This window comes from Micromonospora sp. LOL_014 (assembly GCF_048060245.1).
Lineage (GTDB): Bacteria > Actinomycetota > Actinomycetes > Mycobacteriales > Micromonosporaceae > Micromonospora_E.
Genome location: NZ_JBHMIP010000007.1, coordinates 25,492 through 39,654, shown reverse-complemented (window position 1 = coordinate 39,654; position 14,163 = coordinate 25,492). Strand labels below are relative to the sequence as shown.

9 protein-coding genes are annotated in these 14,163 nt (G+C 70.3%); 3 read left to right on the top strand and 6 right to left on the bottom strand.

What is annotated here, in order from left to right; genetic code table 11:
* Nucleotides 1–184: 184 nt before the first annotated feature.
* From ACFHW1_RS08185 to ACFHW1_RS08175, 3 genes are all read right to left on the bottom strand, one after another.
* Nucleotides 185–1,792, bottom strand: coding sequence for a peptide chain release factor 3 (locus ACFHW1_RS08185; protein WP_416553204.1), 1,608 nt, complete (start codon nt 1,790–1,792; stop codon nt 185–187).
* 259 nt (nt 1,793–2,051) lie between these two features.
* The gene (locus ACFHW1_RS08180) at nt 2,052–2,906 is read right to left on the bottom strand and encodes a transglycosylase SLT domain-containing protein (RefSeq protein WP_416615180.1); all 855 of its coding nucleotides are present in this window, start codon (nt 2,904–2,906) and stop codon (nt 2,052–2,054) included.
* A 73-nt stretch (nt 2,907–2,979) separates the two neighbouring features.
* A complete protein-coding gene (locus ACFHW1_RS08175; protein ID WP_416567665.1) occupies nt 2,980–3,798 on the bottom strand; it encodes a hypothetical protein in 819 nt (272 codons plus the stop codon).
* A gap of 262 nt (nt 3,799–4,060) precedes the next feature.
* Between ACFHW1_RS08175 and ACFHW1_RS08170 the strand changes: the two genes are divergently transcribed.
* Nucleotides 4,061–4,984 carry a DUF2690 domain-containing protein gene (locus ACFHW1_RS08170; RefSeq protein ID WP_416553198.1) on the top strand — a complete coding sequence of 308 codons (924 nt, stop codon included), beginning with the start codon at nt 4,061–4,063 and terminating at the stop codon, nt 4,982–4,984.
* Here ACFHW1_RS08170 and ACFHW1_RS08165 read toward each other — a convergent pair.
* Nucleotides 4,981–5,691, bottom strand: a complete 711-nt coding sequence (locus tag ACFHW1_RS08165) for a spermidine synthase (protein ID WP_416567664.1) — start codon at nt 5,689–5,691, stop codon at nt 4,981–4,983. The two genes, ACFHW1_RS08170 and ACFHW1_RS08165, sit on opposite strands and share 4 nt — an antisense overlap.
* A 205-nt stretch (nt 5,692–5,896) precedes the next feature.
* On the opposite strand from ACFHW1_RS08165, the gene ACFHW1_RS08160 reads away from it, so the two are divergent.
* A complete protein-coding gene (locus ACFHW1_RS08160) occupies nt 5,897–6,112 on the top strand; it encodes a hypothetical protein (RefSeq protein WP_416553194.1) in 216 nt (71 codons plus the stop codon).
* 168 nt (nt 6,113–6,280) lie between these two features.
* On the top strand, nt 6,281–11,752 hold the full coding sequence (locus ACFHW1_RS08155; protein WP_416553192.1) for a carboxyl transferase domain-containing protein: 5,472 nt from the start codon (nt 6,281–6,283) through the stop codon (nt 11,750–11,752).
* A 73-nt stretch (nt 11,753–11,825) separates the two neighbouring features.
* Here the strand turns inward: ACFHW1_RS08155 and ACFHW1_RS08150 are convergent, their stop codons facing one another.
* Together ACFHW1_RS08150 and ACFHW1_RS08145 are read right to left on the bottom strand one after the other, a co-directional pair.
* Nucleotides 11,826–12,611 (bottom strand): spermidine synthase, encoded by a 786-nt coding sequence (locus ACFHW1_RS08150; RefSeq protein WP_416567663.1) that lies wholly within the window; start codon nt 12,609–12,611, stop codon nt 11,826–11,828.
* A 20-nt stretch (nt 12,612–12,631) separates the two neighbouring features.
* Nucleotides 12,632–14,122, bottom strand: coding sequence for an RICIN domain-containing protein (locus ACFHW1_RS08145; protein ID WP_416615178.1), 1,491 nt, complete (start codon nt 14,120–14,122; stop codon nt 12,632–12,634).
* Nucleotides 14,123–14,163: the final 41 nt, after the last annotated feature.

Here is a 14,163-nt window from a genome sequence, read left to right as displayed (position 1 = left end):
GGACTTCGTCGGCCGCCATGTGGAGCTGGAGCGGCTGCACGGTCTGCTGGACTGTGTCGAGACTCTCTGCTTCAGCAGGGGGAGATGTGAACCCCGCGCCACCCGTCTACCCCGAGGTTCGCACGTACCTGGTCACCGCCCGGCGGTCGCCGGCCCGGCCTGCCGCATGACGTGGTGCGCAAGGTCAGCTCCCGGCATCGGCGAGCAACGGTTCCAGCACCAGGTCGGGGTCGCGGTTGCGGACGGTGGACAGCCGCCACTTGTCGGGGAACAGGGCGAGTAGTTCCCCGTCACGCACCCGGGTCATCACCTCGACCCCGGGAGCGGCGTTCAACCCGGCCACGCTCGCCGCTTCGGTGCGCCGGGCGAGGGTGTACGGCAGATGGTCGACTGCGGTTGGTACCCCGAACTCGGTCGCCAGTCGGTGGGTGGCGACCTCGAACTGCATCGGCCCGACCGCAGCGAGCACCGGGGACTGCTCGCCCCGGCGGTCCGATCGCAGCACCTGGACCACGCCTTCACCGTCGAGTTGTTCGATGCCGCGGCGGAACCGTTTGAACTTCGACGCGTCGGTGGCCCGGATGGCGACGAAGTGTTCGGGGGCGAACGACGGCAGCGGTGGGAATGTCACCGCCGGCCCAGGCGCGTAGAGGCTGTCGCCGATGCTCAGCGCGGTGGCGTTGACCAGTCCGACCACGTCGCCCGGGTACGCCTCGTCGATGGTGTCCCGGTCGCGGCCGAAGACCTGCTGGGCGTACTTGGTGGCGAACGGACGGCCGGTGCCGGCGTGGGTGACGACCATGCCGCGTTCGAACCGGCCGGAGCAGACCCGGACGAACGCTACCTGGTCACGGTGGGCCGGGTTCATGTTGGCCTGGGTCTTGAAGACGAATCCGGCGAACGGCGCGTCCAGTTCGCGGGGGGTGCCGGTTGTGTCCGGTCGAGCCGTCGGCGCGGGGGCGGTGTCCACCAGCACGTCGAGGAGCTGGCGTACGCCGGCGTTGGTGACCGCAGCGCCGAACAACACAGGCGTGGTGGTCGCGGCGACGAACGCGGCCCGGTCGTGTTCGGCGCCGGTGGCGGCGAGCAGGTCCAGCTCTTCGACCGCCTGGGTCCAGTCGGTGCCGTACCGTCGGCTGGCCTCGTCGGCGGTGAGGGTTTCCTCGATGACGGCGCTCGCCCCGCCCGGGGTGCGGGTGAACGCGACCATCCGGCCGGTGCGCCGGTCGGCCACCCCGTGGAACTGCCCCGCGACACCGACCGGCCAGGTCAGTGGGGTGCAGCGCAATCCGATCCGTTGCTCGATCTCGTCGAGCAGTTCGAGTGGCTCCAGCCCGGGTCGGTCCCACTTGTTGATGAAGGTGATCACCGGCACCCGGCGGTGGCGGCACACCTCGAACAGCTTCAGCGTCTGCGGCTCCAGTCCTTTGGCGGCGTCGAGCAGCATCACCGCGCAGTCGACCGCGGTCAGCACCCGGTAGGTGTCCTCGGAGAAGTCCGCGTGCCCGGGCGTGTCGAGCAGGTTCACCACCGTGTCGCGGTAGGTGAACTGCAGCGCCGCCGAGGTGATCGAGATGCCGCGCTGCTGCTCCAGGGCCATCCAGTCGGAAACCACACCACGGCGGTCGCCCTTGCCGTGCACGGCGCCGGCGGAGTTGATCGCCCGAGCGTGCAACGCAAGGGCCTCGGTGGTGGTGGACTTGCCCGCGTCCGGGTGGGAGATCACCGCGAAGGTACGCCGCCGCGCTGCCTCCGCCGTGACCGGTCGTAGGGCTTCCGCTGTTCCCGACACCTGACGTCCTTCTCCTTTCGCCGCCCGTGTGTGGTGGCAGGTCGACGACCGGACTCTAACGTAAGGGGCCGGATTGTCGGTCGGCGCGGGTTCAGTCCGCTGCCGCGCGGCGACCTGCTCCGGTCGGCTGCCTTCGGCGTCTCACGGCAGCCGGCCGTGTTGTCCCGTGCCGCCAGCGGCACGCCGGTGTCGGCCCGGCGTAGGGTGTGGGGCAGGGGGACAACACGGCCGGCCCACCGGTGCCGTCCGACGTGACGGATCAGCAGGACGGCACCATGCTCTTGACGTCCTGGGTGGTGTTGATCCAGGTGTCCGCGGCGAATCCGGTGGCACCGGTGGCCGGATCGGTGATCCGGTCCCACGTCGATGACGGCCAGTACCCGCCGCCGACATACTCACCGAAGGTGTAGCAGGAAATGGTCACCGTACTGCCGTAGTAGGTGTATCCGACGACGGCGGACGTGGTGCTGGGGCCGGCCCGGACGTTGAGCCACGGGCTGGCCAGGATTGTTCCGGTTACGCCGCCCGGTGTGCCGCCGCCGAGCCGGTTCACCGCCGCCTGCGCGGCGGACAGGTGGTTGGCGTAGACGCCGCTGTTGTAGGTCGACCACGGCTGCCAGTTGCTGCCGCCGCTGGAGATGTTGTACGCGGCGTTCGCGTTGCACTGGGCGTCGTAGGCGCAGGCGTCGGTCACGGTGGGGTGGTAGCAGTTGTTGATCTGCCAGAGACCGCGGTCCAATGATCCGTAGGGACATCCGGCGGTGGGGCCGTTGCTGCCGACCGCCGACGGGTTGCACGAGGACTCCGCCATGGCCACCGCGACCGCAGTGACCAGTGGGCTGCCCCGGAACCCGGCGGCGTACCCCACCTGGGCGCACAGGTCGATACCGACGGCGTTGACGCTGACGGTGTCCGGTGCCGGCGTGGTGGCGGGCTCGCCGACGCTGGCCGGGACAGCTCCGTCGACGGCACCGCTGTCCGGTGCGGCACTGGCCGTGCCGGGCACCGCGAGAGCGACCGCGCCGACGACGGAAAGCAAGGCGAGGCCCAGCGCCAGCCGAGGACGGCGCCGACGGCCGCCGGCGGAGGTGGGCGGGAGACGATCGGGATCCATCATGTTCCTTCCTGGGAACGACGAGCGGGGACTGAGTTCCGACGGGTGACGTGGCGGTCGGGTGACGCGGTGGTCAACGTCCCGGCCACTCCGGGTCCGCGTACGACCAGCCGAGGTACGGTGCGCCGGGCCAACTGAGCGAGACCTGCCGGATAGCGGGGGCGGTGGTGATGTAACTGCCGTTGCCCTCGGAGAGCATCACGTGACCGGCGTAGCCGTTGATCTGCGCTCCGGCGAAGAAGACCAGGGCGCCGGGCGGCGGTGTGCCGGTGGTGTGGATGAGGCCGCGCTGGTACAACGCGTTGTAGTGGACCAGCGCGGTGGCGTAGCCGCTGGCGGCGCGTCCGTACGCGTGCCCGACGAAGTTGTCGCACCAGCCGTCCCAGGGATGGTTGCTGTCGCCGAGGTCGCCGTTGGTGTGCGTGTGTCCGAGGACCGACCGGGCCCAGGCGAGGGCGCGCTGCTCCCGGGTGCCGGTCGACGGTGGGGTGCCGGAGCCGCACTCCGGCTCGCCCGGCAGGTACTGGTTGAAGCCGGGCGTGGTGGTGTAGTAGTCGCTGATCCAGCCGTTCACCGGCGCGCTGATCTGGTGCCAGACATTGTTGCCGTAGATGTTGCGGCCGCGTACCGCGCACTCGGCGGTGAAATACGTGCCGTCGGCGAGGACGGTGACCGCCGGTGCCGAGGCATCGTGCGGGCTGGTCCGCACGATCAGCCCGGCACCACCGGTGCCGGTCACCCGGTAGCCGGTGATCCCGGCGATCGCTGGCGCGGCGGCTCCGACCAGGACCATCACCAATGCGACGAGGGACGCCAGGACACCCCGCAGGATTCGGGGGAGGGTTCTGGGCACCGGTCGGCGGGCGGGTTCAGTCTGCTTGCGGTGGTACACGCGGTCCTCCTGTCGTAGAGCGGACTGCCCGTCCACCCGATACCGCGTCCATGCCGGAGGCCTCCACAGACGGCATCCGTCGCCCGGTACGCCCGGTCGGTCAGGATCCGAAGGCGCACATGGTCCTGTACGGACTGTGAGACGCTGTTCGCTGGTGTCTATCCAACGGGCAGCTGCGTCGAGGCTGATACTGACCTGGACCTGCTCGTAAAGCACTGGCTTGACCGCTGTTGACACCAGGTTTACGCGTTCAGGAGAGGACATGACGGATCAGAATGGACACACCGGCACTCGTGGTTCCGCCGCCGGCCCGATCGGTGCCTTCGTCGCCGATCTGGAACAGCTTCGACGCGACGCCGGGCAGCCCTCGTTGCGCAAGATGGCGGAGAAGGCCCACTACTCGCACACCGCGCTGTCCGGTGTGCTGTCCGGAACCCGGCTGCCCTCGTTGGAGCTGACCTTGGCGTTCGTCCGCGCCTGTGACGGAGACGAGGACAACTGGCGGCAGCGGTGGAGCCAGGTCGACGCACTCATCAACGGTGCCACGCCACCAGCCGACCGGCCCGCCGTACGCGAGCCGCACCTCACCCGCCGGGCGCTGGCGGCGACCGGCGGGATCGCGGCTGTCGTCGCTGCGGTGATCCTGGTGCCGACGTCGGTACTCGACCGGCTCGGCGGGGCGGTGCAGGAACCCGTGGCGACCTCGGCCGCCGGGTCACCGGCGGCGGACGGCGCGGACCCGCAGCAGGAACAGTGCCACCTCGACGCGGTGAGCACGCACACCGTGCAGGTTCCCGACCGGGATCCGACCCAGCCGCCCTACGGCAGCCTCACCCTGCGTTACTCCCAGCGATGCCAGGCGGCCTGGCCACTCTTCGTCTCCACCGAGCGGGTGCCGACCGGGGTCACCATTCGGCTGTCCGTCAGCCGTCCGTCCGACGGGGCCGTCAGTCGGTTCGACTATCCCTATCTAGTGCCGAGCCAGGTGTACAGCGTGTACGGCAACGTCCTGCGGACCACCGAGGGGTGCGTCGAGGTCGCGGTCGAGATCAGCGGCGCGGACGACCGTGCCGCGTTGGCCACTGCGTCGACCCCGTGCGCCCATCCCGACCCGACCGGCACACCGGCCGCCCTGCAGGTCCGCGACCTGCGCATTCCGGTGGCGGCTCTGCCGGTCGCCGCTTAGCCGGGCGGCGGCTGACCCGGTTCGTCCGGCGGCCGTGCCTGGGTCTGCGCCAGGTACACGGTGTTGGCCGAGTCGCTGCCGATCAGCGGGTTGCGGAACGTGACCACCTCGGTGCGGACCTGCGGGAATACCTGGCCGAGCGCTTCGGTGAACCCGGCTTCCGGTGGGTCGTCGGACCACAGCGCGAATACGCCGCCGGGCCGCAGGTGGCTGGCCAGGCGCCGTAGGCCGTCCGGCCGGTAGCAGGCGGCGTGCGACGGGTGCAGGACATGCCCGGGGGAGTGGTCGATGTCGACGAGGACGGCGTCGAACCGTCGTCCAGGTGCGGCCGGATCGGGGCCGGCCGCCGCAGTCAGGGCGAAGAAGTCTCCGGCCACCAACCTGCACCGGGGATCCGCGACCAGCGCCTCTCCACCCGGCACCAGACCGCGTTGGTGCCACCCGATGACGTCGGCCAGCGCTTCGACGACGATCATCGACCGGACCCGACGATCCCGCAGTACGGCATGGGCGGTGTAGCCGAGGCCGAGCCCGCCGACGACGACGTCGAGGTCTTCGCGGGACAGCTCGGCCAGGGCAAGCCGGGCCAGTTCGATCTCGGCGACGGTGAACAGGCTCGACATCAGGTACTCGTCGCCCAGTTTGACCTCGTACACCTCGCGGTCCACGACCGGGTCCCGCCGCCGCCGGAGGCTAATTTCACCCATCGGGGTTTGCCGCCAGTCTAGTTCTTCGAAACGCGCGGCCATCGGCACTCCTTCTGATGGGGCGCAGGTTGGCCCGCCGACTCTACCGTCTCGTGTGGGTGTGCCGGGTGGGCGCACAGTCCGCCGACCGACCTGACAGCCAGTCCTTCGACGGACGTCGACGGCCTCTGCGGTTCTTTCGTCTGCGGGTGAGCAGAAGTTCGACTTGATCGCTCAGAAGGTCTTGCTGCGGCTGCCGACGGAGCTGGTGGTCCGCGCGTCGTGCCGCCCCTACCATCCGTTGCGCGATGCCGACGTCCCGGTGGCCGCCGCGGCGGCCACCGGCGCAGCCACCCCGGACGAAGTCGCCGCGGTACCGGCATCCCCCCAGGTCGGACCTACCGCGTCGGCACCTACCGCCGCGCCGAGCGCGCTGGCTTGAGGGATCGGCGAGACGCCGACCGGCATCGGCGACGGAAACCGCATTGAGTGACATGGTCGTTACTTAGTCGGACGCCCTATGGTGTTTCCAGCCGGCAGGCGTAAGGGTGATCCTGTCGGAGTCGCATCAGCGACGCGTGGATCGTAGGCGTACCGGAGGGCCGATCGGGTGTTCAGCCGCATTGCCATCGTCAACCGTGGTGAGGCCGCGATGCGGCTCATCCACGCCGTCCGGGAGCTGGCCGCCGAGACCGGGGCGCGGATCGAGACCGTAGCCCTGTACACCGACGTCGACCGTACCGCGACGTTCGTCCGTGAAGCGGACATCGCCTACGACCTCGGGCCGGCATCCGCCCGGCCGTACCTCGATCTGACGGTCCTGGAACGCGCCCTGGTGGCGACCGGCGCCGACGCGGCGTGGGTCGGCTGGGGCTTCGTCGCCGAGTCCCCGGCGTTCGCGGAGCTGTGCGAGAAGACCGGTGTCACCTTCGTCGGACCGAGCGCGCACGCGATGCGTCAGCTCGGCGACAAGATCGGCGCGAAGCTGATCGCCGAGGAGGTCGGCGTGCCGGTCGCCCCCTGGAGCCGGGGCGCGGTCGAGACCCTGGAGGCCGCCCTGGCGGCGGCGGGTGGCATTGGCTACCCGCTGATGTTGAAGGCGACCGCCGGTGGCGGCGGGCGCGGCATCCGGGTGATCACCAACGAGGCCGAGCTCGTCGACGCGTACGAGCGCACCAGCCAGGAAGCCGCCCGCGCGTTCGGTAGCGGCGTCGTGTTCCTGGAACGGCTGGTCACCGGTGCCCGGCACGTGGAGGTTCAGGTGATCGCCGACGGTCAGGGCACCGCCTGGGCGCTCGGCGTACGGGACTGCTCGGTGCAGCGGCGCAACCAGAAGGTGATCGAGGAGTCGGCGTCGCCGGTGCTCAGCCCGGCGCAGGCCGCCGACCTCAAGGCGTCGGCCGAACGGCTCGCCGTCGCGGTCGGCTACCAGGGCGCGGCGACCGTCGAGTTCCTCTACCATCCCGGTGACCGCATGTTCGCGTTCCTCGAGGTCAACACCCGGCTGCAGGTGGAGCACCCGATCACCGAGTCCACCACCGGATTCGACCTGGTCAAGGCGCAGCTGCACGTGGCGTCGGGCGGGCGGCTGGAGGGCGACCCGCCGGTGGAGCGTGGGCACGCCGTCGAGGCCCGGCTCAACGCCGAGGACCCGGACCGCGACTTCGCGCCCTCGCCGGGTCGGATCGCCCGGCTGGACCTGCCCGCCGGGCCCGGGATCCGGGTGGACACCGGGGTCAGCGAGGGCGACACCATTCCCGCCGCCTTCGACTCCATGATCGCCAAGATCATCGCATACGGACGGGACCGTGACGAGGCGCTCGGCCGGCTGCGCCGGGCGATGGCGAACACCACCGTGATCATCGAGGGCGGTGCGACGAACAAGAGCTTCGTGATCGACCTGCTCGATCAGCCCGAGGTGATCGACGCCAGCGCGGACACCGGGTGGATCGACCGGGTCCGCGGTGCAGGCCGGCTTGTCGCGCACCGGCACGTCGCCGTCGCCCTCGCCGCTGCGGCGATCGAGGGCTACGAGGCCGACGAGCGCGTCGAACGGCAGCGATTGCTGGCCACCGCGTCCGGCGGACGTCCACAGGTGCAGCACGCCAGCGGCCGGCCGGTGGACCTCAAGCTGCGCAGCGTCGGCTACCGGGTACGGGTGGCGCGTACCGGCGCGTACCGGTTCCGCGTCGGCATCGAGGTGGCAGACGTCGTGCACAGCGCCGACGTCGAGCTGGACCGTTTCGACCGGCACACCGGGCAGATCGTCGTCAACGGCAGCCGGCACCGCCTGGTCACCGGAACGCACGGGCCGGTGCACCTGATCGAGGTCGACGGGGTGACTCACCGGGTCAGCCGCGACGAGGGCGGCGTGCTCCGCGCACCGATGCCCGCCCTGGTCGTCGCCACCCCGGTGCCGGTCGGTGCCGAGGTCGAAGCGGGCACACCGGTGCTGGTACTCGAGGCCATGAAGATGGAGACGGTGCTGCGGGCACCGTTCAAGGCCCGCCTGAAGGAATCCGCCGTGTCGGTCGGAAACCAGGTCGAGGCGGGTGCACCGCTGCTGAGGTTGGAGCCGGTCGCGGACGACGCGGCAGCCGGTCCGGAGACCGGGTCGTCGGCGCCCGTCGAGCTGGACATGCCAGCCGCGTCCGGGGCACTCCCGCCGGCCGAACGGTGCCGTCGGGGCCAGGAGGGTCTGCGCGGACTGCTCCTCGGCTTCGACGTCGACCCGCACGACGACCGTCGCGTCCTCGACGACTATCTCGCCGCGCGCCGGTCCGCCGCCGAGGACGGCGACCGGCCGTTGGCCGCTGAGATCGAACTCATCGGGGTCTTCGCCGACCTCGCCGAGCTGAGCCGCAACCGGCCCACCGACGCCGACGGCGGTGACGGGCACGTCCACAGCGACCGCGAGTACTTCCACACCTACCTGCAGAGCCTCGACGTCGAAAGGGCCGGCCTGCCGGACGCCTTCCAGGCCAAGCTCGCCAAGGCGCTCAGCCACTACGGCGTCACCGATCTGGAGCGCTCCGCCGATCTCGAGGCCGCTGTATTCCGGATCTTCCTCGCACTGCAGCGTGCCGCCGCCGACGCCACAGTCGTCGCCACACTGCTGCGCGCGTGGCTGCGGGAGCCGCCGCCCGGCCAGTCGTTGCACGAGCCCGCCGGTCTCGCCCTGGAGCGGCTGGTCGCCGCCACGCAGGTCCGCTTCCCGGTGATCGCCGACCTTTCCCGAGGCGTGGTGTTCGCCTGGTTTGCCCAGCCGTTGCTGCGCCGCAACCGGGCCACCGTCTACGCCCGGGTCCGCGCGCACCTGCGTCACCTGGACGCCCATCCGGACACGCCGGATCGCGCCGAGCGCATCGCCGACATGGTCCGCAGCACCGAACCGCTGGTCCGGCTACTCGGCCAGCGGATCGTGCGTGACCACCTCGACAACGCGGTCATGCTGGAGGTGCTGACCCGCCGGTACTACGGCAACAAAGGGCTCACCGCGGTCCACACCCACCAGGTCGCCGGCTGCACCTTCGTGGTCGCCGAGCGGGCCGACTCGAGCGTGGTCACCGCCGCCGTGGCCATCGATGCCCTGGGCACTGCCCTCGACGGGCTCGCCGAGCTTGCCAGTGGCCGGGAGTCCATCGATGCCGATATTTATCTTGCCTGGGAGAACCAGCCGGAGGACTTCGACGCGATGGCGGCAGCGCTGCTCGACGTCGTCGCCGCGCACCCGCTACCGCCCCAGGTCCGCCGGGTGACCACCACCATCGCGGGCCGCGCCGGTGCGGTCATGCACCACCACTTCACGTTCCGCCCATCGAGCCGGGGAATGGTCGAGGAACGGCTGATCCGCGGCCTGCACCCGTACATCGCGCAGCGCATGCAGCTGGAGCGGCTGCGCGGGTTCGACCTGACCCGGCTGCCCTCGCTGGACGAGGAGGTCTACCTTTTCCAGTGCGTCGCGCGGGAGAACCCGTCGGACCAGCGTCTCGTCGCGTTCGCGCAGGTACGCGACCTGACTCAGTTGCGTGACCACGATGGACGTCTGGTGTCGCTACCGACCACCGAGAACACCGTCGCGGCCTGCCTTGACTCTATCCGCCGGGCCCAGTCGCGCAGACCGTCGAAGACCCGCTTCACCACCAACCGAATCGTGGTCTACGTCTGGCCGCCGAACGATCTGACCCGCCAGGAGATGGAGATGATCGCCGGGCGGATGCGCCCGACGACTGCGGGTGCCGGGCTGGAGGAGATCCTGTTCATCGGCCGGCGGCGCGACCGGGCGACCGGCGAGTTGAGGAAGACGGCGGTACGGATCGCCATCGACGCCACCGGCGGCGCCGAACTGGTCGTCGGCGAGCCGCCGGTCGAGCCGGTCGAGGTGCTGGACGACTACCGGCTGAAGGTGCTGCGGGCGAGCAGCCGCAACACGGTGTACCCGTACGAACTGACCAGCCGGCTCGGCGACTTCGTCGAGCATGACCTCGACGACGACAACGCGTTGGTGCCGGTCGACCGCCCGAAGGGGAGCAACAGCGCGGCCATCGTCGCCGGTGTGGTCAGCACGGTCACTGCCCGTCACCCAGAGGGTGTCACCCGGGTCGTGCTGTTCGGTGATCCCACGAAGTCGCTCGGCGCCCTGTCCGAGCCGGAGTGCCGCCGGATCATCGCGGCCCTGGACCTGGCCGAGCGGATGCGGGTGCCGGTTGAATGGTACGCGTTGTCCGCCGGGGCGCGGATCTCCATGGAGTCGGGCACCGAGAACATGGACTGGGTGGCCGCCGCGCTCAAACGGATCGTCGAGTTCACCCAGGCCGGTGGTGAGATCAACATCGTGGTCGCGGGCATCAACGTCGGCGCCCAGCCGTACTGGAACGCTGAGGCGACGATGCTCATGCACACCAAGGGCATCCTGGTGATGACGCCGGACTCGGCGATGGTGCTGACCGGCAAGCAGTCGTTGGACTTCTCCGGCGGGGTGTCCGCCGAGGACAACTTCGGCATCGGCGGCTACGACCGGGTGATGGGTCCGAACGGGCAGGCGCAGTACTGGGCGCCGAGCCTGACCGCCGCGCGGGACGTGCTGCTGGCCCACTACGACCACACGTACGTCGTACCGGGCGAAACCGGGCCCCGGCGGGCGAGCACCACCGACCCCGCCGACCGTGACGTCTCCACCTTCCCGCACACGGTGGCCGGCAGCGACTTCACCACTGTCGGTGAGATCTTCTCGGCCGAGGCCAATCCGGACCGCAAGAAGCCGTTCGACATCCGGACCGTGATGCGGGCGCTGGCCGACCAGGACCACCCGGTGCTGGAGCGCTGGGCGGGCATGGCCGACGCTGACACCGCCGTCGTGCAGGACGTGCACCTTGGCGGCATTCCCGCCTGCCTGCTCGGCATCGAGTCGCGCACGGTGCCGCGGCGTGGCTTCCCGCCCACCGACGGCCCGGACACCTACACCGCCGGCACGCTGTTCCCGCAGTCGTCAAAGAAGGCCGCGCGGGCGATCAACGCGGCGAGCGGCAACCGGCCGCTGGTGGTGCTGGCCAACCTGTCGGGCTTCGACGGATCGCCCGAGTCGATGCGCAAGTTGCAGCTGGAGTACGGCGCCGAGATCGGCCGGGCAATCGTGAACTTCCGTGGGCCGATCGTGTTCTGTGTGATCTCGCGGTACCACGGCGGCGCGTTCGTGGTCTTCTCGAAGGCGTTGAACTCCGCCATGACCGTGCTCGCGCTGGAAGGTTCGTTCGCCTCGGTACTCGGTGGCGCTCCTGCCGCCGCAGTGGTGTTCTCCGGCGAGGTGGACGCCCGTACCGCGCGCGACCCGCGAATCCGGGACCTGGAGGCGCGGTCGGCCGCCGCAGCCGGCACCGATCGCGCCGCGTTGGCCGCTGAACTCGACGAGCTGCGCTCGTCGGTACGTGCGGAGAAGCTGGGCGAGGTGGCCACGGAGTTCGACCGGATCCACGACATCCAGCGTGCGGTCGAGGTCGGCTCGGTGGATGCCGTCATCAGCGCCGCCGAGCTGCGCCCGCGGATCATCGCCGCCATCGAATCCCGGCTGGGGCAGGGGCGGTGACAGCGAACCTCTGACTGGGTGGTAGGCCCGTCGGGTGCGGCCTTCTACTGGCGACCCTGCTCGGTGAGTATCCTCACCGTTGCGGTTCGTCAGTGCGGGGCCGGGCCCCGGCGACAAACCTGTTCAGCGCCGGTCCGTGCAGCACGCCGCCGGGCACCGGGTCGCGCAGCGCCCGCACCACCAGGCGCGCCACCGGCAGGCGGTCCGGCGCCCGTGCCGCAGCGAGTACCACGTTGCCGTACCGTCGGCCCCGCAGCATCCGCCGGTCGGCGATGGCGCAGACGTCGGCGAAGACCGCCCGCAGGGTGGCCACCTGCATCCGGGTGCTGGCCAGCGGTGGCAGGTCGGTGACGTTGACCAGGTAGATACCGTCAGGTCGCAGTACCCGGGCGACCTCGGCGGCGAACCCGACGGTGGTGACCTGCGGCGGCATCCGGGCCGCCTGGTAGATGTCGGCGAGCACCAGATCGTACGCGTCGGCGGGCCCGGCGGTGACCGCCTCCCGCGCGTCGGCGACCACGACCTCGACGCCGGCCGGCCGGGGCGGCAGCTCCCGCGCCACCAGCGCGACCACTTCGGGATCCCGCTCGACGACGGTCTGCGCCGAGCCGGGCCGGGTGGCGGCGACGTAGCGGGGCAGCGTCAGCGCACCGCCGCCGAGGTGCAGCACGTCCAGCGGAGCACCGACCGGCGCGGCGAGATCGGCCCCGGCGGCCATCCGGCGGACGTACTCGAAGCGCAGGTACGCGGGATCGGAGACATCCACGTACGACTGCTCGACGCCGTCGGCGAGCAGCATGCGCCCGGTCGACCTGGCCGGGTCGACGGCCAGGTCGAGCCGGTCGCCGGATGTCCGCATGACCAGCAGGTTAGCGACCGTCAGACGGGTGTACGCGACCACTGTTGGTTGGTGCCGGTGTGGCACGACCACTGCGTGAGGACGACGCCGTCGGCGGTCGACGCAGCCGGCACGTCCACACATTTTCCGCTGTGCCGCGCCCGCAGCTGGAAGTAGCTGCCGTTGGTGACCATCTGGAACTGCTGGTTGGCGCCGGTGCCGCAGGTGTACTGGATGAGGTCAGCCCCGTCGGCGGTCGACGCGCTCACCACGTCGAGGCACTTTCCGCTGTGCCGGCTGATCAGGCGCCAGTAGCCGCTGCCGGCGTCCTGGAACTGCCACTGCTGCCACGGGTTGCCGTTGTAGGTGTACTGACCGACCCGCGCACCGTTGTCCGTGTTCGGCTGCTGGACGTCCATGGCCTTGCCGCTGTGCCGCGCGGTGACGCGGTAGAACGTCCCTGTCGGCGGCGTCGAGGGGTCGTCGCTGACGGCGTCGCCCCAGCCGTAGCGGATCCGGTCGGCGCCGGACGGGTTGCGGACGGTCAGGTCCAGGCTGGTACCGCTGCCGCTGAGCGCGAACATCGAGTACCAGTCGTACCCGATGCTGCCGGGCTTGCCGCCGATCGCCGGCCAGTAGGTGCCGCCCATCTGGTTGTCGCGCATCACCTGGGCCATGGCGCGGATGTGGCGGACGAAATTGTCGGTGCTGTTCGGGTTGGCGTAGTTGCGACCGTCGTTCATCGGCGCGCCGAACTCGGTGGCGACCGCCCGGGAGGCGCAGTTGCCGAGGCGGGTCTGGATGTGGCTGCGGAAGTCGTCGTAGGACATCTCGCCGTAGAAGAAGGCGTAGTGGTGGAAGGACAGCAGCGTCGAGTGGAAACGGCTGTCGTTGCAGATGTCCCGCAGGTCCTGGCTGTAGCCGGTGCCGCCGATCAGCACCCGGCTGGGCACCGCCGAGTAGTGGTAGCTCAACCAGTTGGCCGCGACGTCGCGCCACTGCGCCGAGCTGTAGCCGTGCGGCTCGTTCATCGGCTCGAAGTAGACGTTCGGGTTCGACCCGTAGGTATTGGTGACCGTCGACCACATCGCGTTCCACGCGGCGAGGTTCGTGATCCGGCCGCCGGAGGCGGCACCGTCCTCCCAGTAGGCAAGGATGACCTTGAACCCGCGTTCGGTGGCGGCGTCGATGGCCCCTCGGTAGGCCTCCCACCATGCCGTCCCGACCGTGTGGGTGTTGATCGGCAACCGGACGGTGTTGACGCCCATGGTGGCAGCCATGTCGTCGTAGATGGCGTTGGCCTTGGCCCGCACCGTCGCGTTGCTGTCGGATGAGTTGAGTCCGTGCACGATGAGCGGACCGGTGCTGAAGTTGTCACCCAGCACGGCCCAGTTCACGCCGCGGAGCTGGCTGGTGGCGGCGGTGGCTGGCGACGACGCGACGACTGCGGCGCCGACCATCGCCGCCACCACGGCCACCATGGCGATCGACAACCGACGCAACGACCGGGTGTCCGACGATGACCTTGACAAGATCTGGCCTTTCTGGGTTCGGGACATCGGACCGGTTGCGT

Excerpts from the sequence above, each read along its gene's own strand:
- ACFHW1_RS08180 (WP_416615180.1), bottom strand. The coding sequence starts at position 2,906 with ATGGATCCCGATCGTCTCCCGCCCACCTCCGCCGGCGGCCGTCGGCGC.
- ACFHW1_RS08170 (WP_416553198.1), top strand. The coding sequence starts at position 4,061 with ATGACGGATCAGAATGGACACACCGGCACTCGTGGTTCCGCCGCCGGC.
- ACFHW1_RS08165 (WP_416567664.1), bottom strand. The coding sequence starts at position 5,691 with ATGGGTGAAATTAGCCTCCGGCGGCGGCGGGACCCGGTCGTGGACCGC.
- ACFHW1_RS08150 (WP_416567663.1), bottom strand. The coding sequence starts at position 12,611 with ATGCGGACATCCGGCGACCGGCTCGACCTGGCCGTCGACCCGGCCAGG.